The 19,892-nt window shown below is 38.1% G+C and carries 21 protein-coding genes; 5 read left to right on the top strand and 16 right to left on the bottom strand.

The features are described from left to right. Positions 1–21: 21 nt before the first annotated feature. The 6 genes from H9632_RS14740 to H9632_RS14715 all read right to left on the bottom strand — a co-directional run bounded on the left by H9632_RS14740 (position 22) and on the right by H9632_RS14715 (position 8,112). Positions 22–897, bottom strand: a complete 876-nt coding sequence (locus tag H9632_RS14740) for a LysR family transcriptional regulator (protein WP_191704834.1) — start codon at positions 895–897, stop codon at positions 22–24. Positions 898–1,449: 552 nt separating this feature from the next. Continuing rightward, positions 1,450–2,016 (bottom strand): cupin domain-containing protein, encoded by a 567-nt coding sequence (locus tag H9632_RS14735; protein ID WP_191704833.1) that lies wholly within the window; start codon positions 2,014–2,016, stop codon positions 1,450–1,452. A gap of 30 nt (positions 2,017–2,046) precedes the next feature. Next, a complete protein-coding gene (locus H9632_RS14730; RefSeq protein WP_318247707.1) occupies positions 2,047–3,060 on the bottom strand; it encodes a nucleotide kinase in 1,014 nt (337 codons plus the stop codon). 229 nt (positions 3,061–3,289) lie between these two features. Beyond that, on the bottom strand, positions 3,290–5,881 hold the full coding sequence (locus H9632_RS14725) for a cation-translocating P-type ATPase (RefSeq protein WP_191704831.1): 2,592 nt from the start codon (positions 5,879–5,881) through the stop codon (positions 3,290–3,292). 207 nt (positions 5,882–6,088) lie between these two features. Then, on the bottom strand, positions 6,089–6,331 hold the full coding sequence (locus H9632_RS14720) for a spore protein Tlp (protein WP_191704830.1): 243 nt from the start codon (positions 6,329–6,331) through the stop codon (positions 6,089–6,091). A 449-nt stretch (positions 6,332–6,780) separates the two neighbouring features. Beyond that, on the bottom strand, positions 6,781–8,112 hold the full coding sequence (locus H9632_RS14715) for an FAD-dependent oxidoreductase (protein ID WP_191704829.1): 1,332 nt from the start codon (positions 8,110–8,112) through the stop codon (positions 6,781–6,783). 173 nt (positions 8,113–8,285) lie between these two features. On the opposite strand from H9632_RS14715, the gene H9632_RS14710 reads away from it, so the two are divergent. The 4 genes from H9632_RS14710 (at position 8,286) to H9632_RS14695 (ending at position 12,556) form a co-directional block, all read left to right on the top strand. After that, on the top strand, positions 8,286–8,774 hold the full coding sequence (locus tag H9632_RS14710; protein WP_191704828.1) for an RNA polymerase sigma factor: 489 nt from the start codon (positions 8,286–8,288) through the stop codon (positions 8,772–8,774). After that, complete coding sequence (locus H9632_RS14705; protein WP_191704827.1) at positions 8,774–9,757, top strand: anti sigma factor C-terminal domain-containing protein; 984 nt, start codon at positions 8,774–8,776, stop codon at positions 9,755–9,757. The genes H9632_RS14710 and H9632_RS14705 overlap by 1 nt, the downstream gene beginning before the upstream one ends. Before the next feature lie 119 nt (positions 9,758–9,876). Further along, positions 9,877–10,812, top strand: a complete 936-nt coding sequence (locus H9632_RS14700) for a Gfo/Idh/MocA family protein (protein ID WP_191704826.1) — start codon at positions 9,877–9,879, stop codon at positions 10,810–10,812. Positions 10,813–10,954: 142 nt separating this feature from the next. Next, positions 10,955–12,556, top strand: coding sequence for a gamma-glutamyltransferase family protein (locus H9632_RS14695; protein WP_191704825.1), 1,602 nt, complete (start codon positions 10,955–10,957; stop codon positions 12,554–12,556). 90 nt (positions 12,557–12,646) lie between these two features. Here H9632_RS14695 and H9632_RS14690 read toward each other — a convergent pair whose 3' ends face one another. Then, the gene (locus H9632_RS14690; protein WP_191704824.1) at positions 12,647–12,955 is read right to left on the bottom strand and encodes a DUF6509 family protein; all 309 of its coding nucleotides are present in this window, start codon (positions 12,953–12,955) and stop codon (positions 12,647–12,649) included. A gap of 132 nt (positions 12,956–13,087) precedes the next feature. Here H9632_RS14690 and H9632_RS14685 point away from each other — a divergent pair, with 132 nt between their 5' ends. After that, on the top strand, positions 13,088–14,263 hold the full coding sequence (locus tag H9632_RS14685; protein ID WP_191704823.1) for an alanyl-tRNA editing protein: 1,176 nt from the start codon (positions 13,088–13,090) through the stop codon (positions 14,261–14,263). 51 nt (positions 14,264–14,314) lie between these two features. Here H9632_RS14685 and H9632_RS14680 read toward each other — a convergent pair whose 3' ends face one another. The 9 genes from H9632_RS14680 to H9632_RS14640 form a co-directional block, all read right to left on the bottom strand. Continuing rightward, entirely contained in the window at positions 14,315–14,671 is a 357-nt protein-coding gene (locus tag H9632_RS14680; protein WP_191704822.1) for a rhodanese-like domain-containing protein, read from the bottom strand. Between the two features lie 236 nt (positions 14,672–14,907). Then, positions 14,908–15,723, bottom strand: coding sequence for a metallophosphoesterase (locus tag H9632_RS14675; protein ID WP_191704880.1), 816 nt, complete (start codon positions 15,721–15,723; stop codon positions 14,908–14,910). A gap of 40 nt (positions 15,724–15,763) precedes the next feature. Continuing rightward, positions 15,764–16,435 carry a glucose-6-phosphate isomerase gene (locus tag H9632_RS14670; protein ID WP_191704821.1) on the bottom strand — a complete coding sequence of 224 codons (672 nt, stop codon included), beginning with the start codon at positions 16,433–16,435 and terminating at the stop codon, positions 15,764–15,766. Further along, entirely contained in the window at positions 16,432–17,145 is a 714-nt protein-coding gene (locus H9632_RS14665; protein WP_191704820.1) for a silver transporter, read from the bottom strand. Before H9632_RS14665 ends, H9632_RS14670 begins: the two co-directional genes overlap by 4 nt. Then, a complete protein-coding gene (locus tag H9632_RS14660) occupies positions 17,102–17,998 on the bottom strand; it encodes an ATP-binding cassette domain-containing protein (protein WP_191704819.1) in 897 nt (298 codons plus the stop codon). Before H9632_RS14660 ends, H9632_RS14665 begins: the two co-directional genes overlap by 44 nt. Positions 17,999–18,002: 4 nt before the next feature. Then, positions 18,003–18,374 (bottom strand): GntR family transcriptional regulator, encoded by a 372-nt coding sequence (locus tag H9632_RS14655; protein WP_191704818.1) that lies wholly within the window; start codon positions 18,372–18,374, stop codon positions 18,003–18,005. A gap of 367 nt (positions 18,375–18,741) precedes the next feature. Then, positions 18,742–19,149 (bottom strand): Na+/H+ antiporter subunit G, encoded by a 408-nt coding sequence (locus H9632_RS14650; protein ID WP_191704817.1) that lies wholly within the window; start codon positions 19,147–19,149, stop codon positions 18,742–18,744. Next, positions 19,127–19,411, bottom strand: a complete 285-nt coding sequence (locus H9632_RS14645) for a Na(+)/H(+) antiporter subunit F1 (protein ID WP_191704816.1) — start codon at positions 19,409–19,411, stop codon at positions 19,127–19,129. Before H9632_RS14645 ends, H9632_RS14650 begins: the two co-directional genes overlap by 23 nt. Beyond that, positions 19,408–19,890 carry a Na+/H+ antiporter subunit E gene (locus tag H9632_RS14640; RefSeq protein ID WP_191704815.1) on the bottom strand — a complete coding sequence of 161 codons (483 nt, stop codon included), beginning with the start codon at positions 19,888–19,890 and terminating at the stop codon, positions 19,408–19,410. The genes H9632_RS14645 and H9632_RS14640 overlap by 4 nt, the downstream gene beginning before the upstream one ends. Positions 19,891–19,892: the final 2 nt, after the last annotated feature.

The following is a 19,892-nucleotide window of genomic DNA, read 5'->3' as shown; positions in this document are numbered from 1 at the left end:
ATTCCTAACAGGAATATTAAATTATTTTTTTATTAAACTAATAAATTTTTCTAATACAAACGATTTGTATGAATCTTTTAACGTTATGAAGGAAAGCTTCCATAACAAAGGTTCGCCTTTAATTTTTATTAACTTTATATTAGGATTAAGATTCTTTTTATAGATTGACCTCGGAAGTAATGTAACACCATTACTAGAGACTGTTAACTCTAAAATTAAATCCCATTGAGAACTTTTATATACAACTTCTGGTGAAAAACCTGCTTCTTTACATGCATTAATAACGTAGTCATGTAAAGTAAATTCTTCCGTGAAAATAATAAATTTTTCATCTCTTAATTCGTTAATTGAAATTTCTGCTTTAGATGCTAGTACATGATCTTTATGTAAAAAAACAAAGAACTCATCTTCAATAAAAGGGTATATATCATACATGTTATTTTTAAAGTATGGAGAGACGACTAATGCTATTTCTACCTTTCCATCTAAAACTATTTCTTCGAGCTTTTTTGCTCCACGTTCGAATAATTCAATTTTTATGTTTGGGAACTTATCATTGAACGTTTCTGCTATTTCTGGAAAAAATAAAGTCCCAATTAAAGGGGGCATACCTAATTTCAAACGCCCCACCTCTATATTTTTACTCTTTTTGATAAGCAACTGTAAATCATCAATCGCATAAAGAATCTCTTTTCCTTGTTGGTAAACTAACATTCCTATATCTGTTAACTTTACTTTTTTGGATTTTCTGTCGAGCAGTTCGGAAGTCAATTGTTTTTCTAAGCGTTTAATACTTTTACTTAAAGAAGATTGCGTAACATACATTTCCTCAGCCGCTTTGGTAAAGCTATCATGATCTACTACTTGAATAAAATTATGTAAATCTCTAATTTCCATGTCGAACTCCTTTCAATTGTAAGATTGAGTTATACTTTAATGCCTTATCCTTCTTTATTTCTTTATTTTTATTTATTAAGGTCTCCAAAATCACAATTTATAGTTAAAATAATAGTTTAATTCACTTTAACCTTACACACTTCCTATTCTAAATCCATCATTATTTTTATAAAAATATCTTATATTATCCATTTAAATTCGCTTTCGTACTTAATCGGTTGATATGATGAAAATCGTGAGAAGTATCAGGCTGAAATGAAGCTTTAAAAGTGCAGAAGGAGAAATAAAAAATCGCTAAACCCCTTTTTACCAAAGGATTTAGCGATCGACACCCTCACATAGCCCTAAATCACAAGAAAACCCTCCCACTTTTGAACCTAGTAATCACCTTCCAATACCTTGTTATTACTAGGGTGTGAGTGAGAGTATCAATATTGTTGAGTTTTGATATTTTAAAATATAAATCTCCAAAAATATATTAATACTTGTCATAAAATTGTTTTTTCTTCAAAAAAAGTAACCGGTCATCCAGTCGCTCTTTACTTTTCAATTCTATTTCCTATGTTCTTCATGGCTCGCTTTAGTAGGTTCAACCGTACCAAATGGATGGTTTGGTGGTGCATAAATTGTATAAAGCTTTAATGGTGTCTGCCCTGTATTCGTAACATTATGCCATGTTCCGGCAGGCACAAAAATAGCAGAACCATCAAATACCATTCTATTAAAATTCAGGTTATCTTTTGTTTTCCCCATTTGGGTAATCCCCTGGCCCTGCTCAATTCGAATGAACTGGTCCACATGTGGATGCACCTCTAGCCCAACATCCTCACCAGGATTTATGCTCATTAAAGTAAGCTGTAGATGATTTCCTGTCCAAAGAGCGGTACGATACGTCTGGTTCTGTCTCGCCGCTTCCTCAATATTGATGACAAACGGATTTTTTCCATAGTCCTTTAAAATCACTCCCTGATGACTTGAGGAGTCGCCTTGCCAATATGGGGCTGTAGTATTTACCCACATTGGATAATTTACGTTGCCTGGCGTACCCCCATATGGGTTGACCGGTATATGCGTAGGATAATGGTATTGCTGAAATTGGTACCCATAAGGATAATACATTTGATCATTCCTTTCATAATTCATCTATTATCATATGCGTTGTTCATTTATATGGTCTTTAAACTCTTCCACGAGATCAAATAACGGGACTGTCCGTTTATTGAATTCATCCTCGTTTAGAGCTACATCCACTGCTTCACGGACTTTCCGCTCTTCATCTGCATATAGCTTTGAAAAATGCTTCGCTTCCAGCATGGTCGCTTTATATTGTGCAACAAGCCTATCAATGTTCTTTATCTCTACTTCTGTTGGATGGCAGTGCTTGGCAATGTCGAAAATTTCATCTCCAGGACGATTCTCATCCGGGAAATAGACATGTGGCTCAGTACTATCAAAAATACAGAACTTTAATTCAGGCAAAATGACCATATCAATTGAATTAGAATCCAACCCACACCATACGAGCTGCACATCATATCCACGACTCTGCGCTTCTTTTGCTAATCGCTTCATCATCGAGGATTTCCCTGTCCCTGGATACCCTTTGATGAATAGTCTCTTTTCCAGGTTTTGCGTAATACTTGGAACGGTATCACGTGCTCCTGCCGGTGTTAACGTTCCGAGTAGCCGGTGGGACAGCTGACTGGATTTATCCAATTTCGTCTCACCGAATAATTGATTCGTCAAATAGGCAAATTGCTGATTCAATCCGCTCCAATTCATATACTTCCTCGTTTCAACTTCCCAGTCATCATGAATATGAATTGCCTTGGAAAGAGCAGCAAAGCAGTGATTATAGTAGGTCTGTTTTTTTTCATTTAAAGAGAATAATGCCTCACTCGCTGAAAGCTGTTCTTCATCCACACAGTCATAAAGGGAAATGACATGATCCCGTCCACCAAGAACAGTAGGCTCTATAGAAGGATTGGTTGCCTGAAGAATTAAATTCCGATGTGGTGCTTGAATAAAAATGCCTTCAACTGTGTCCTCAAATAACGGATCATGGAAATACTCGATATTAGCGCCCTTTTTAACATAGTAGTCACCGATGTTCTTGAGCAGCTCGGAAACTTTGAAGCCGTGCGCACCCTTTAGTAAATACACCGCTTGTGCCTCATTCATTAAATCCTTGTATATATTTTTTATGCCCTGCCCTGTCATTGCCTGACCGAAGAAATGCTTAACTGTTGTACTTATGACGTCACCCTTCCATAACCTTGTTAACTTTATTGTTATGTTAAAAGCCTAAAAAAGTTGCCATCTCGCGTAGCATTTAATCGAAAAGCGCATGCAATTTAGTTCATGCATGCGCTTTATATTCAAGCAGCTCTCTTTAACTCGCTTTGAAAAATAGTTTATGAAGCTGAATGATAATTAGTGGAACTAATGATAAACTATAAATAACTAAATATTGGAAGTTGTTCAATCGTGCTACTTCAAATAATCCAGAAATTAGCACAAAGTTCAGTATCGAAAATCCTAATAAAAATGCAATCCACACGGCTAAATTCGAGAAGAGTCCCAGTTTAAAAATTGATTCCTCGGAGCGGCAATTAAAGCCATGTATCAGTCTTGATAAACAGAGCGTCGCAAATGCCATCGTTGTAGCTACTGCAGTATCACCTGTCGATAACCCAATTTGGAAGGCGATAATTGTGACTGCCGCAATAATCGCTCCCTCAAACCCTACTTGGGAAACAAACTTCTTATTTAACAACGGCTCATTTATGTTACGGGGCTTTTCTTTCATAAGCTTTTTATTATGCGGCTCTAGCCCAATCGCAATTGCTGGCAAACTATCCGTTAATAAATTTATAAATAATAGATGAATCGGTAGAAACGGTGCAGGCAATGCAAAAAGCGTTGCATATAAAACGACAATAATTGCACCCGCGTTTCCAGATAATAAGAATTTAATAGCGTTACTAATATTGGCGTAAATGCTTCGACCATTCGAAATCGATTTGACGATCGTCAAAAAGTTATCATCGGTTAAAATCATTGAGGAAGCATCCTTTGCAACTTCTGTCCCTGTGCCCATTGCTACACCAATTTCGGCCTGTTTCAGCGCTGGGGCATCATTTACACCATCCCCCGTCATGGCGACTACATGTCCTTTGTCTTGCCATGCCTTCACAATCCGTATTTTATGTTCCGGTGAGACACGTGCATAAACTGAGATTTTTTCTACCTTTGCCTTCAATTCCCTATCTGAAAGCTTTTCGATTTCTTTACCTTCAATAGCTTCATTCGGATTTTTTAAAATGCCGAGTTTCTTTGCAATCGCCATCGCAGTAATTTTATGATCTCCTGTAATCATGACCGGCTTGATTCCCGCTTTAATACAATCTGCCACTGCTTGTGCCGATTCTTCGCGTGGTGGATCCATCATCGCGATTAATCCAACAAAAGTTAAGTTATGCTCCTCTTTTTCAGTTAAGGTAGGAGAAAATAAATCTTTATACGTAATCGCCATTACTCTTAACCCAGCATTTGAGAAGGTTTCATTTACGTGATTGATTTTTTCTACTTGCTGCGTCGTTATGTTAGACCCACCATTACTTGAATGAATGCGGCTAATACGCGGCAGAAGTACATCAACTGCACCTTTTGTAATCATGACGGAACGATTTCCCATGCGGTGAACTGTACTCATTACCTTACGAGTCGAATCAAAAGGTAATTCACCAACGCGTTGATGAAGGCCACGTACAATATGTTCATTCAAGTCATATTCACGTCCTAACTTCACGAGGGCCAATTCCGTTGGATCCCCGATTTCCTTATCCTTCAATACAACGGAATTATTGCAGAGCATGGCCAATTCGAGTAGTTTTTTATGATTTGGATTAACTAGCTGTAGCTCGTTAAATGGCAGAACTTGATCGCCTGTATAGACCTCTTGCACCGTCATTTTATTTTGCGTAAGTGTCCCTGTCTTATCTGAACAGATAATCGATACACTCCCCAAACTTTCTACTGCATGCAGCTTACGAATAATGGCATTTTCCTTCGCCATATTTGTGGTTCCCACTGCCAGAACGATCGTCACAATCGAGCTGAGTGCTTCCGGAATCGCTGCAACCGCCAACGAAACGGCGAACATAAAGGAATCAATTAACTCCCGCCCTCGAATTAGATCAAGTCCGAATATAATTAAACAAATAATAATAATGCCAAGTGCAAGACGCTTCCCAAAACGATCCAAGCTCACTTGCAATGGTGTTTTTTTCTCCTGTGCATTGTCCAAAAGAGTGGCAATTTTACCGATCTCTGTATTCATTCCAATTGAAGTAACGACAGCTTTTCCACGACCATTCGTTACAAAGCTCCCGGAGAAAACCATGTTCCTCTTATCGCCAATGGCAAGCTCTTTTTCATGGATTGTGTTCGCTATTTTATCAATGGCTAATGATTCACCGGTTAACGAACTTTCGTTTATTTGCAAACTATAGCTTTCAATTACTCTACCATCGGCACTAATATAATCGCCAGCTTCCAAAACGAGCAGGTCACCGACAATAACATTTCTTGACGGTATTTCAATTACTTCTCCTTCACGGATGACTTTAGAAACGGGTGCCGCCATTTCCTTTAGACTGTTTAGCGATTTTTCCGCTCTTACATGCTGAACAGTCCCCAGTACGGCATTTAAAACAAGTACGATTAGAATAACAATGGAGCTATCTACATCACCAAGAAACATAGAAATAATGGCAGCAGCAATTAAGATAATGACCAAAAAATCCTGAAACTGCTCTAGCAGAACTTGAAAGATATTCTTTTGTTTACCTTCTTTCAGTTCATTATAGCCATATTTTTTATGTCGAGAACGCACTTCGTAGTCTGTCAGTCCATATGGTGTTACGTCCAGCTTCTTCATAACTTCCTGTACGGAATTACGGTAAAAGTCAGATAAATTCATGAGAACCTCCCTTCAAGTTTTCAGTATAGATAACCACTTTATTTTGCTATTGCACGAAAAATATGAGCACTCTCACAAGAACACTGTATGAGAGTTTTATTGTTAAAATGAATATCTCACAATAAAAAATTCATAAAGTTGAAATTCTGCCTTTTTACTAAATAAAAAAACGTTAATCCCATTAAGATTAACGTTTTGACTGAAGCATTATTTATAATAATTTTTTCTAGCTTGAAAGGCTTTTTCTTCTCTTATTTGTTCTTCCATTTGTGCAATGGCCGTTTTACGTCGCGCATTTTTTTCCTCTAAATTTTCCAGTTCTTCAGGAAATGCGAATTCTTTACTAATTTCCGCCTCTTGAATATTTTCTTTCGTATTTTCAATCATCTTCCCTAAACTTAGCGCATTTTTGGATTTTTTATTAAATACTTCATGTCTATCATTTTTCATGCTTATTCCTCCTTATTCCTAATTGAAGTTAGTTTGTTTTTCTTTGATTTTTTTATGCAAAGTGATTTTTCGAAATAAATTCGTATATATATTCGTCATACATGTCACATTATTGTTATAAAAACAATATAAAATAATAAAAATATATAAAGAAACCCTTAGAAACGCTTGCTACTACGGGTTTTCATAAGCAATTGGCTACTTTACATATTTTTTACAACTTTATTAAAATGACATTTTCTCCATAAACTTGCGCTATAGTATGTATAAGTTCAAAGCAAAGTAGATAGCCTTCTCCATGATTCCACCTTGCAGATCAAACATAGCTGCCAGCATGGTCGAACGTTTATCTATTGATAATTCATTTGAACAAAATTTGACTAACACCTCTTTTAAACACAAAACAAGCTCCAGCTATTTCCCAATAATAGCTGGAGCTTGCGACGTTTTTAACCCTTTTTTCCGTAGCGCTTCGGTGCCTGCATGAGCGCATCCCAAACACCGCTGAATGGTGGGGCATACGCTAAGTCTAAGTCCAATAATTCTTCAAAGGTCATTTCATTGTAAAGCGCTGTTGCGAACACATCAATTCGTTTATCGACCCCGTGCTTTCCTACAATTTGCAATCCTACAAGCTTGCGGCTTTGTTGTTCGACTAGCATGCGCAGTTTCATCTTACTTGCATGAGGATAATAGCTAGCAATATCGTTCACTTCCATTACATATGCCTCAACCAACGCATGTAGCTTATCCGCGTCTGCATTGGATAATCCCGTCATCCCTATTTGTAAATCAAAAAACTTCAGTATGGATGTGCCTACAATTCCACTAAATTTATAATTAAAACCGGCAATATTCAAACCAGCGATTCGTCCCTGCTTATTCGCTGTAGTACCGAGTGGCAAGTAGTCATCGTGCTGCTTAAGCCGGTTGAAATGTGACGCACAATCTCCCGCTGCATATACATTGGCAATAGATGTTTCCATTTTTTCATTAACGATGAGCGCCCCATTTCCAAGCTTTGCAAACTCTTTTGCAAATTGTGTATTGGGACTTACACCGGTCGCAACAATGACAAGTTCTGTAGGGTATGTTCCTGTTTTTGTACGGATTGCCTCGACACATTGTTTCCCTTCAAAACCAATTGTCTCTTCATTCAGTAATACTTCCACTCCATGTGAAATCGCCTCTTCATAAATGATTTTTGAAAGCTCTGGATCTAAAATCGACATTAACTGACTCCCTTGATGGATCAGACGAACATCCAGACCGCGCTCACGAACCGTTTCAACAACTTCCAATCCTATATAGCCGCCACCTACGACTGTAACATGCTTCACATTCGGTAATTGTTCCATCAGTGCATTCATTTGAGGAATCGTTTTAATCATATGAATGCCCTGTAAATCAGCATTTTCCAATGGAGGCATTTTCGGCGCAGCACCTGTTGCAATCAGCAATTTATCATATGCAAATTCAAAAGGCTCCTTACTATTTACATCATGCCCACTCACTGTTTGTAGTTTTGTATCAATCGCCGTCACTTCATGAAAAATTCGCGCATCAATATCGTATTTTGAACGGAATTCCTCGACATCCCGCGCTATAAGCTCATCTGTATTCGGTACTTTTCCGTTTATCACATAAGGCAACCCACATTGGCCATACGAATAAATATCGCCCTTTTCTAAAACAACAATTTGTGCGGATTTATCGTTACGGACAATTTCCATCGCCGCACTCATCCCCGCAGCATCCCCACCGATAATTACAACTTTCATCATCGTCACTCCTTGCTTGTTTATAAAATATATTTTTTTATTTTGTATACTTTTACGAATTTAATTAGTTATATAAGTAAGTTAACTTACAATAAGTAAAGCATATTTCGTTTTATTTCACACGATTAAGGCTTCTTATTTTCAACATATGGATATCCGGAAGTTGGTGAACTATGGACAAGTCATGGGAAAACTATTTGCTTGAAGAAGCACAAATTGTTTTCAAATATTTATTAAAAATTGGGGCTACAAAGGAAGATGCAGAAGACGTCACACAAGAAACCATTATGAAAACAATTGAATGCTTATCGCAAATTCAAGCAAAAAATCTGCGCGCATGGCTTTTTAAAGTGGCATTACATCGTTATTACACGTTATATAACAAAAATAAAAGGTCCGTCTCTTTAAGTAATGACGAAATGCAACAATTTCAATCTTCATTAAATATTGAGGAGCATCTTCTCATCGATGAGCAAAATCAAACGTTGCACAAAGCATTGCAGGGACTTTCGTCAACGTATCAGCAGTTACTCATTATGAAATATTTTATGGATCTATCTTATAAGGAAATGGCCGCAATTTTAGACGTATCCGAAAATCATATTCGCACGTATTTACAGCGTGCACGACAAGCATTAAAAAAGAAATGGGAGGATCTATAATGGGTGAACTTTTTAATATCGAAAAAATGAAGAAGTCGATTAGTAAGGCAAAGCGAAGAAGCACATGGAAAACAGTATTAATTTCAATGATTGTTATTGTCGTAGTGTTGTTTTCGAGTATTTTAGCAAATGGCTTCATTACCCCTTTACTCGCATCACCTGTTCAAAACGCCTTTTATCAATACAATCAGGTAAAGGGAGCTAACGAATTTATCGGCGTAGAAGAATTTTATCCTGGTATTTTGGGAGGAGAAAATTACTATAAAAAATATAAACAAGTGGGAGATAGAATAATCTATTCAGGGGAAGGTGGATACGGATACGGCTTATTCCGCGATGAAGTTTTAGGGCGGATCGGGTCAAGATCTACTGGGTTCACCGTTCAAATGGATAAGAAGCCCTCTTACAATGAACTTGGCCAACGAATGATGACATTTTTCTACCCGCAGTTAAACTACGATGTGGTAAATAATGATTTGCTTTTACTTAATGAAATCGCAAATGACAAACTCGTGGAAATGGCCCTTTCTTTTGATAAAGGATATACATCTAGTGAAGCGATGGCGCTTATCCCAAAAGACATAACAAAAACATGGCTATGGGTGAATCATATTGAGCAAGGGGGAAAATTATATTCCATCAATTATGATGAAAATCAAAACCCTCTAGGAAAGTTGCCTCTTACCTTAAACGGACAAGATGCTTACGGTTTTTCAGTTATAAATACGGATGGGACATTTGCAGATCAACCTGCTGAACGATTTATCAGTGCCATTGACTCAGGTGCAAAATTCAATTCTTATTGGCAACAGGAATTTCAAAATTTAAAAGAAAACATTGCAGGTGAGGATGACAAGCTTTCCGTAAATGACCTAGTCATTAACGGCATCGTTGTAACAGGTACTGCCGAGAGCTTAAAGCAATTGCAGAATTTACCTTTCATAAAGGCTTCTTCACTTGGTGTTGTAATAGATAAATATTAATTGTGGGCGCAAAAGCATGCGGAACATGTTTTTGCGCTTTTCTTTTTATTATCGTAATCTCAAAATATGCTACACTAACTATCAGAAAACTCTCAACTTTTAAAAGGAGCACAAACTAAATGACAAAAACAACAATTGGTATTATCGGCACAGGTGTTGTCGGTGAGCGCATTATTAACCAGGCATTACAAAACGAACACTACGAAATTGCTGCTATTTTTGACACGAATGAAGAGCGTACAGCGCAGTTGGCAGAGAAATATGATGTACCGACAACAAATGATTTGCAAGCATTACTAAATTTAAAGCCAGACTGGGTGTATATCGGGACGCCCCCTGTCAGCCATGCGACACTTGCAGAAGAAATCGCGAAGCAGGGACTGCATATTTTGTCTGAAAAACCACTTGCTCATGATGCTTCAGATGGGGAAACAATGGTACGTGTTGCCAATGACGCGAATGTAAAAACAGCGATGCACTTCCCATTAATGTATGGGGCAGCCGTACATCAGCTTAAAAAAGAGCTTGCAACTGGTATGGGGGATATTACACGCATTGAACTACATACATACTTCCCGGAATGGCCGCGTAAATGGCAACAAAATCCTTGGATTGCCTCACGTGAGCAAGGCGGCTTTATCCGTGAGATTTTCCCGCATTATTTACAGCTGACTCACCATTTATTTGGGGATCTCAACATCCTCGCACATGAAACAACCTATCCGGAAAACACGGGGCTATGTGAAACAGGTGTATCTGCTTTAGCTAAAACAACAAGCGGCATACCTGTTGTGATAAACGGACTTGCCGGCATCGGTCAGGAAGAGCGCATTGACTATAAAATTTTCGGTACAGAAAAAGTAGTTACATTACGAAACTGGTCACAGGTTTATACGAGTAAAGCTTATGAACCGGAAGTAGAAGTACCTGCTAAGGTAGCACCGGAATCCATGTTGGATGCTTGTCGAAAAATCCTTTTAGGTGAGGAAGCATTCATCGTCCCATTTGAGGAAGGCTTAAAAGTACAGCGCTGGATTGATGAACTGTTGAAGTAATTTTTCGTTACTGTTTAGCATATTGTATTCCCTTAATTTATTTCGAAATCTGAAATATTTATTTGTAAATAACCCCCTTCTATACTAAAATAGTCATAATATTCATTTTTTATTGATTACTATTAGGTAAGGGGGAATTTTTATGGACTTTTTACATTATCCATTTCCGAGTAAGCGTAATACTGTTATCGCGAATCGAGGAATGGTCGCTACATCTCAGCCATTAGCAGCACAGGCAGGTCTAGATATTTTGAAAAAAGGTGGAAATGCAGTGGATGCGGCTATTGCCACAGCAGCAGCCTTAACAGTTGTGGAACCAACATCAAATGGTATTGGTGGTGACGCCTTTGCACTCGTATGGATGAAGGATGAACTATACGGATTAAATGCTTCAGGACCCTCTGCTAAGTCTATTTCTAAAGAAGCATTAGCTGAACGCGGTTTAGATAAAATTCCGATGCATGGGGTAATTCCAGTTACCGTACCTGGTGCTCCAGCAGCATGGGCTTCCTTATCGAAGCGTTTTGGAAAATTACCGTTAAGCGAAGTATTGGCACCCGCTATTTCCTACGCAGAAGAAGGCTATCCTATTTCAGCAACACTCGGTCAAAACTGGCAGTCTGCTTATAAAAAATATAAAGCAACTCTTACAACCGAGGAATTCCAACACTGGTTTGATACATTTTCAATTGATGGACGCATGCCTGAAATCGGTGAAGTATGGAGTTCTCCGGCACATGGAGATACGTTGCGTAAAATCGCAAAAACAAATGGCGAGGCATTTTATAAAGGTGAAATCGCCGATAAAATTGATGCCTTTATGAAAAAACATAACGGTTTTATTTCTAAGGAAGACTTAGCAAGCTATGAGCCGGAGTGGGTCAATCCAATTAAAGTGCATTATAAAGGCTATGACGTCTGGGAAATCCCACCGAACGGCCAAGGCATTGTCGCACAAATGGCATTGAACATCTATCAGCATGCCGATGCGAAATGGCAAGATGCCGATACCTTACATAACCAAATCGAAGCAATGAAACTTGCCTATACAGATGGGAAAGCATTTGTTACAGAAAGCTATGAAATGCCGGTCGATACAGAAACATTATTATCAAAAAATTACGGTGAATCCCGATTTGCGGAAATTACTGATACAGCCATTGATCCAAAGCCATTTGATATTCCAAAGGGTGGAACGGTATATTTGGCAACGGCCGATGCAGATGGCAACATGGTGTCTTATATTCAAAGTAACTATATGGGCTTCGGATCCGGTATTGTCGTTCCAGAAACGGGCGTATCACTGCAAAATCGCGGTTATGATTTCTCGCTTGACGAAAATCATCCAAACTTCCTGAAACCTGGCAAACGCACATATCATACAATTATTCCAGGCTTCTTAACGAAGGATAATCAGGCTGTTGGTCCGTTTGGTGTCATGGGTGGCTATATGCAGCCTCAAGGACATTTCCAGGTTGTGACGAACACAGTCGATTTTGCACTCAATCCGCAGGCAGCACTTGATATGCCAAGATGGCAATGGATGGGCGAAAAGCGCATTGAAGTAGAACCGAATTTCCCGAACTACTTAGTTCAGGCATTACAGCGTAAAGGCCACGATATTCACGTGGCAGTTGACGGCGGTATTTTCGGACGCGGACAAATCATTTGGCGCAATCAGAAAACAGGCGTGCTGTACGGTGGAACAGAGCCGCGTACAGATGGATCAATTGCCGCTTGGTAGAATGTAAATAACAAAAAAGCACCTCATTTTGAACGTCTCCAACACAACAGTTGGTGGAGTAAAGTTCAATGACGGGGTGCTTTTTTACTTTTATTGCTCTTCTATTTCTGTTGAATCAGCGAATAATTCTTCTTTACAAATGGCCAAAATTTCTGCTTCCTCATCTTCTTCCAATGCGAAATCCAAAAACTCATTATTTGCTTTATCCATAATAAAGTAGTTCACAATGCGAACATTTTCTTCAATGACACCAACGATGACACGGATTTCTAAGCCTGCTGCAGAATATAGCTCGTCTTCCTCATCTACTTCCACATCTAACAAAAACTCGTAGCGCTTACCTTCAATAATATTTGTTGGATCTAAAATTTCTTCTACTGAAAACTGTGTAATATTCATATTTGTACTCCTCCCGGAAAATCCTTCTATCTCATCATAAACGAAATTTTCCGCGCGTCAAATAACAACCATTATTTTACCGTGACAGCAACGTTTTCATATGACAAACTAGAATTTAAGGAGTGATGGATTTTGAAAGAGTTATTTTATTATGAAGATGCAATGTTGAAAGAATTTACAGCACAAATTGTAAAAACAGGCAGTGAAGAAACACGTAATTTTATTGTATTAGACAATACAGCATTTTATCCTACTGGCGGCGGCCAACCTCATGATACGGGCTGGATTAATGACATGGAAATTATCGATGTCGAGAAAGTGGATGATGAAATCCGTCATTATATAGCGGGAAATTTGTCGAATATTTCCGGGGAAATTAAAGGGAAATTAAATTGGGAGCGCCGATTCGACCATATGCAACAACATGCGGGACAGCATATTTTAACAGCTGCTTTTGTGGAATTATTTGATTTTGCTACAGTGAGTTTCCACTTAGGCACAGAACTTGTCACAATCGACTTAAATATGAGTGAAATATCAGAAGAACAGCTAGCAGCAGCGGAAAGGCGGGCAAATGAAATTATTTTGGAAAATCGGCCTATTGAAACAAAATGGTTAACGAAGGATGAGTTGGCTCAGTATAACTTGCGAAAAGACGTGAAAGTCGATGAGGATATACGTTTAGTCATTATTCCGGACTATGATTACAACGGGTGTGGTGGTACCCACCCTACATCTACCGGTCAGGTTGGCTTACTGAAAATTTTAGCTACTGAAAAAATGAAGCAGCAAATTCGTATACATTTCGTTTGTGGCAACCGTGTATTACAGCAGCTTGCAATGCGCAAAGGTGTATTAAGTGATGTCGCTCGTCAACTAAGCGCACCGGAGGAAGAAGCAGCAGAAGCATTAAGGAAATTTGTAAAAACGGCAAAGAGCACCGAAAAAAGCTTAGCAGAGGCACAGGATGCACTGCTTGAGTTTGAAGCACAGACTTTAGCTAAAGAAAAAATCGCTGCAGCAATGTTTGAAAACCGCTCTATCCAAAGCTTACAAAAATTAGCCCGTTTCATTACACAGCAAAATGATGATGCAATTGCTATTCTCGTTGCAAACAATGAGGACAAGCTTCAGTTTGTTGCAGCACGCGGCAATCAACAAACCCAATCAATGAAAGAAATTTCCGCAGCTGTTTTACCAATTATGAACGGTAAAGGCGGGGGCAATGATGCACTTGTTCAAGGTGGCGGTGAGAAAACCATTTCCGCACAAGCATTACTCGATGCCATGAAAAAGACAATTCAATAAAAAATGGGAGAAGCGGATGAAGGGTACCCTCATCTCTTCTCCCCTTTCTATTTAGCCAGCCCGCAACCCATTCATCCCACGGCGAACATTCGTTACATCTGTATAGCCTAACTTTACAAGTTCCTTACAACTCTTGTTGCTTCGTACGCCACTTTGACAGATAACGACAATAGGCCGATCTTTCGGCAAATCACCTAAATACGTGCCAACAGGGCGATTTATAAATTGAGGGATATGTGACTCTTTATATTCCTTCTCTGTTCGAACATCCACAAATACATACTGCTTATCTTCCAATAATGGTTGCAAATCTTTTGTCGTAATATATTTCACACCTTTTTTCGGCATAAAACGCACAACCATCACGACAATTCCCACCATTGCCAGTAAAGTAATAATACCTTCCATTTTGCATACTCCTACAACTTGTTTTCTCTATTTTACGATACTGTTGCTGTGCTGACGAACAATTTGCGTTTTTCAAGCCTGAGCAATGGTTTTTTAACGATTCATTAGAAAGATTTTACTCGTTATTAGAACTATATATCACTTTTTTTGAAGATTTGGAGCGTATTTTCGAATATGTGAAACCGATTTTAGAAAACCCCCAACAAAAAAACGCCACATTTTCGTGACGTTTTAAACTATTTTTTATTTAATTGGATGACATAGATTTCAGGTAGATTTAAGATTCGATAAGGAAACAGACTATTACCTAACCCTCTATTTACAACCATCTTCGTTTGTTGTTCTTCAAAAATTCCCGCTGAATATTTCGGCATCATACCTTGCGAAGGTGCAACAAGTCCCCCAATAAAAGGCACTCGAATTTGTCCCCCATGGGCATGACCTGTCATCACTAAATCAATATCCTTTTTCACATAGGCTTCAAACTGTTCTGGACGATGCGATAACAAAATTGTAAACAAATCCTTATTAATATTTTGCATGGCCTGATCAATTGATTGCTCTACATCCTGCCCCATCAGCGGGTCCTCAATACCTGCAATGACGATTTGTTCCCCATTACGCTCTAATAACAACGCTTCATTCGGCAATACATGGACGCCAATTTCTATCAATGCTGCATAAATCTCATCCGTCAAATTCAGCGCAACCTCATGATTTCCAATTACATAGTAAACATCTGCAATCTTGACAAATTGGCGAACAGCCTGCAAGCTATTTTCCAGGTCATAGCGTCTACTATCAACTAAATCACCCGTAATGAAAATCGCATCTGGATTAGTAGCCCTAACTTTTTCCACTAAACGTGACTGATTTTCCCCAAAACTTGCATCATGCAAATCGGTCACCTGCGTAATCTTAAAACCATCAAAGCTCGCTGGAATTTTGTCGGACTCATGGACATACTCCGTCGTTACAAGCCAATTATTATTAACATATAAAAATATATAAACAACTACTATAAAAATGATTAACTTTAATAACTTTTTCAACACATTATTCGCTCAATTCATTGTGAGTTTTAAGTAGTGATTAATACCACCCATCCTTATCAATAATATTGAACTGTTTCGGAACATTCAAGTGTAAAATACGTTGACCTATTAAATTATAAAGTGGATCATCATTCCGGGAAGGAAAACCAATGTTTAACAGTTGCGAAGAAAAGTGCACTGATTTTACTGTTACCATCGTATCTGCCTCTATAATATAAAGCTTATTATCATTCCATTCGATTCGAGGCTCTTCAACAAATGGCGTAATATATACACCATTTAAATAAAGTGGCGTTTCATAATAGGATACAGTTATCTTATTTTCACCCGACTCAGCCCATGAAATATGGATAGGTAAGTACTGACCGGCTTCATTGCGAATAACTTCAATATTCTCTGCTGTTGCTTCAAATGTCTTCGTAAACTTTAAATGCTCTTCTTTTAAACCTTCAAATTTTCGTAACTTTAAATCGCTTGAAAGTTGTTCATTAGCAATACGCTGCTCTTGTAAAAATTCTTTGGAAGGCGCTTTAGCGATATCGCCTGATAGAAACATTAAATAGACAAAGGCTAGAAGACCACAACTAAAATAGACAGCGACAAACACCAATGTCCGTTTCGGCTTCCAAATACGGATTTTCGTTATGAAAAAACCTGTTATTGTTACCCCTATAATTACTAAAAAGAAATACAATAAAGCGATACTCATGTGCGCGTCACCTCTCTACGTTGGCGCATCAATACAATGAGCAGCCACAATAAAATAATATAAATTGTACTACGCCCAATAATTTGAAACGCGCTCCCCCCAAAAAGAATTCCCCAAAGTTCAATCGTATACTGGCGAATGAGGAGAAACATCCCTACACATAAAAGCGCAAACACAATTTTCGAAAAATCAAACACAACATGGATAAAGTAGCCAATCGACGCTGCCAGTAACGAGCAAACTGTAAAACTAATAAATGTTAGCAATGAGTATTCCATGCTATGAAATATAAATAAATCACCCGTACGTAAAATGTCGACCAATATCGAAATCCATAATGTACTGATTGCAGCAACCAATGTAAAAATACATAGCACAACTAGGAACAATGCAGATGAAATAGCTTCTGTATAGCTTGTCGTGACAATCGAAAAGTTATCTCGTGAAATGGACTTTGATGCAAGCAACCAACCAAATATGAACATCGTCAAAACAGTAAATATAAAGAGGGAATCCAATGTATAATATTGTTCCCTATAGCTAACGAAGCTGCGTCCCATCCCTAAAGAGCCACTTCCACCACCTGAAAGTAGTGTCAGTAAAATATATAAAATCAGCACCGTACTAAACATCGAGCTATACGCCTTACACTTCCACTTTACCTGCTCATAAATATTCCGCGCCGTACTCACTTTTACGATAGATGTCATCAATGGATCCTCCTTCCGTTGCCGTTAATACTTGACATACATCACTTGCGGATAAGCTTAGCATCCGCACATTCTCCGGTAATGGCAAATCATTCTTTCTCACAATCGCTTCAAAAATCGGACCATTTTCATATGTAGCGAGCACCTCATATTTATCTAAAGCGGGCTCCACATTTCCCTTTTGTCCAACGAGCTTTACCGCCAGCTCCTGCACTTCCTCTACCGGTGCAAACAACGCCACTTTCCCTTTATGAAGCAGTAAAATATCTTCAATCAACTGCTCCATCTCATTTAAGTAATGGCTCGAAATTATTATGACACGTGGATAGGCTATAAAATCCTTTAAAATCACTCTGTACATATCATTCCGAATCGCTTCGTCCATCCCATTCATTGGCTCATCCAGCAAGGTAATGGCACTACGACTGGCAATTCCGTAAATTAGATTGAACGTAGCCTTTTGACCTTTCGATAATTGGGTATGATAATTTTTCTCCGATATATTACTAAACTTCAATAGCTTAAAAGCCAAATCCGTCGCAAACTTCGCGTAAAACTTTTTGGCGGATTCAAGAATTTCCTTTAACGTCAAAACTGCCGGAAACGTCATCGCATCCTCTATAAAAATTACATTTGCCGCAACAGTTAAGTTTTGAAAAGGCTTTTGACCGACCACTTCTATGTATCCTTTTGAAGCTTTTGCATGACCGGCTATTATTTTCAATAAAGTTGATTTCCCCACACCATTTCGCCCAATGAGTCCGATAATTTTTGGTTCATCAATCTGAAAAGAAACATCGGTCAAAATCTCCTTTTTCCCATAATGCTTTTGCAACTGTTTACACGTAATCATATCCTCACCCCTCTTTTTGAATATGCTTAATCAGTTTAATCAGATCCTCATCCAGTACGCCCAACCGCTTTGATTCCTGTACAATTTCCTTGGCCATCTTCGTCAATGTTTCACTTCGGCGCGTCGTTAAAATTCGATGTTTCGCATCTGTTACAACAAACATCCCAAGACCCCTTTTTTTGTATAAAATCTCTTTTTCAACTAAAATCGTTAGTCCTTTCCCTGCTGTTGCCGGGTTAATATTAAAAATTTCCGCAAGCTGATATTGGGAATACACTTTGCCATCAGGAAGCAACCGGTCAGCTAATATTTCATTTTCAATCCATTCTGCAATCTGAATATAAATAGGTGCTGTATTTTGACCATTGAAATTCAAGGAAATCCTCCTTTCAGCATTATGCAGTACATTAGTGTTGTAATGTACTATATATAAACTTAGCTTTTTTGTCAATAAAACGAGAAATATTATCCACATATACTATTTATCCACAAAGTTATCCACTTTCGATTGAGTTATACACAATTTAATCACGATTTTTCAACAGGTTGACCAAAAGTTATCCACAAAACTTTAATTAGAGATTAAAAACTATCCACTATTTCTTTATATAAAATCAATTTTTATATAATTTTTTACTATAATAAATATCATTTATTATAGATTGTGGATAACTAAAAAAATTTAGGCAGCAAAAAAGCATTTTAGAAGTGTCTATTCCCCACTTCTAAAATGCCTTATATATTTATTCTTTAATTTCTTTTAATGTTGCCTCTACTTCTTCTTTTACTTGGATATTTTCCTCGCCAAATAAAATTTCATTTAAGGCATCGTCTCCAGAACCTTCTGCTAGCGGTACGCGTGACCGATACGCTGCCCGACATACTAAGTGTCCGGATACCGGTGCTGTGATAAATACGAAAATAATCCCTAAAATTAATCGAATACTTACATAGCCATCATGAATCCAAAAATACACGAACCCACCGAATAGGCAAAGTAATACAGAAAGTGTCGCACTTTTCGTCGCAGCATGCGAGCGTGTGTACACGTCCGGCAATCGAATCATACCGAATGCACTAATCACACTCACGATGGCACCAACTAAAATAAGCAGTGCCGCCATTAACTCAATCAGCTGATTTACGTTCAACAATGACACCTCTTTCGATATATTTCGAGAATGCAATTGTTCCGATAAACGCTAAAATACCTAAAATTAGAATAGCCTCTAAAAACGCCTTTGTATTTAATACGATAGAGACAATGGCAATCGCGGAAATTAAATTTACACCAATGGTATCTAGTGCAATTGCGCGATCAGGTAGTGAAGGTCCTTTTATCACACGGTAAAGGGACAGCGCGATTGCCAGCATAAATAATACAAGTGCCGCTTTTAAAATCAGATCGATCATTGTGTCACCTCCAAAATGGCACGTTCAAACTTGCCGATTGAACGGATTACCGTTTCTTTCGATTCCTCTATATCCATCGCATGAATATAAAACGTACTGTTATCTTCTGATACTTCCATCACGACAGACCCCGGTGTTAACGTTAATAACAGCGCTAATGCTGTGACTTGATAGTCGCCTCTTAGTTTTGTTTCATATATAAAAATACCCGGTGTTATTTTCAACTGTGGGTCCAACACTTGTTTTAATACAGAAATACTTGATAAGAGCAGCTCCTGAATAAATAAAAGGATGAGCTTAATAATCTTTAACACACGGCGCAAATAAAATTGTGTTCCAAAGAACCGATGCATGGCATATAGAATCAATGTTCCGACTAAAAATCCTGACATGAATGTCGTAAAATCTGCCATCGGATCATCTTTAAGTAAAAACCAAAGCGTTGCTATAAATAAATTAATAATAAACTGACCTAACATGT

Source organism: Solibacillus merdavium, assembly GCF_014836935.1.
Classification (GTDB): domain Bacteria; phylum Bacillota; class Bacilli; order Bacillales_A; family Planococcaceae; genus Solibacillus; species Solibacillus ferritrahens.
Note: the sequence above shows the minus strand (reverse complement) of the source record. Positions and strands in the feature narration are given on the sequence as shown.

Bases quoted from the DNA above. Each gene is read 5' to 3' on its own strand.
- H9632_RS14740 (WP_191704834.1), bottom strand. From the start codon at position 897: ATGGAAATTAGAGATTTACATAATTTTATTCAAGTAGTAGATCATGAT.
- H9632_RS14735 (WP_191704833.1), bottom strand. From the start codon at position 2,016: ATGTATTATCCTTATGGGTACCAATTTCAGCAATACCATTATCCTACG.
- H9632_RS14725 (WP_191704831.1), bottom strand. From the start codon at position 5,881: ATGAATTTATCTGACTTTTACCGTAATTCCGTACAGGAAGTTATGAAG.
- H9632_RS14720 (WP_191704830.1), bottom strand. From the start codon at position 6,331: ATGAAAAATGATAGACATGAAGTATTTAATAAAAAATCCAAAAATGCG.
- H9632_RS14715 (WP_191704829.1), bottom strand. From the start codon at position 8,112: ATGAAAGTTGTAATTATCGGTGGGGATGCTGCGGGGATGAGTGCGGCG.
- H9632_RS14710 (WP_191704828.1), top strand. From the start codon at position 8,286: ATGGACAAGTCATGGGAAAACTATTTGCTTGAAGAAGCACAAATTGTT.
- H9632_RS14705 (WP_191704827.1), top strand. From the start codon at position 8,774: ATGGGTGAACTTTTTAATATCGAAAAAATGAAGAAGTCGATTAGTAAG.
- H9632_RS14700 (WP_191704826.1), top strand. From the start codon at position 9,877: ATGACAAAAACAACAATTGGTATTATCGGCACAGGTGTTGTCGGTGAG.
- H9632_RS14695 (WP_191704825.1), top strand. From the start codon at position 10,955: ATGGACTTTTTACATTATCCATTTCCGAGTAAGCGTAATACTGTTATC.
- H9632_RS14690 (WP_191704824.1), bottom strand. From the start codon at position 12,955: ATGAATATTACACAGTTTTCAGTAGAAGAAATTTTAGATCCAACAAAT.
- H9632_RS14680 (WP_191704822.1), bottom strand. From the start codon at position 14,671: ATGGAAGGTATTATTACTTTACTGGCAATGGTGGGAATTGTCGTGATG.
- H9632_RS14670 (WP_191704821.1), bottom strand. From the start codon at position 16,435: ATGAGTATCGCTTTATTGTATTTCTTTTTAGTAATTATAGGGGTAACA.
- H9632_RS14665 (WP_191704820.1), bottom strand. From the start codon at position 17,145: ATGACATCTATCGTAAAAGTGAGTACGGCGCGGAATATTTATGAGCAG.
- H9632_RS14660 (WP_191704819.1), bottom strand. From the start codon at position 17,998: ATGATTACGTGTAAACAGTTGCAAAAGCATTATGGGAAAAAGGAGATT.
- H9632_RS14645 (WP_191704816.1), bottom strand. From the start codon at position 19,411: ATGATCGATCTGATTTTAAAAGCGGCACTTGTATTATTTATGCTGGCA.
- H9632_RS14640 (WP_191704815.1), bottom strand. From the start codon at position 19,890: ATGTTAGGTCAGTTTATTATTAATTTATTTATAGCAACGCTTTGGTTT.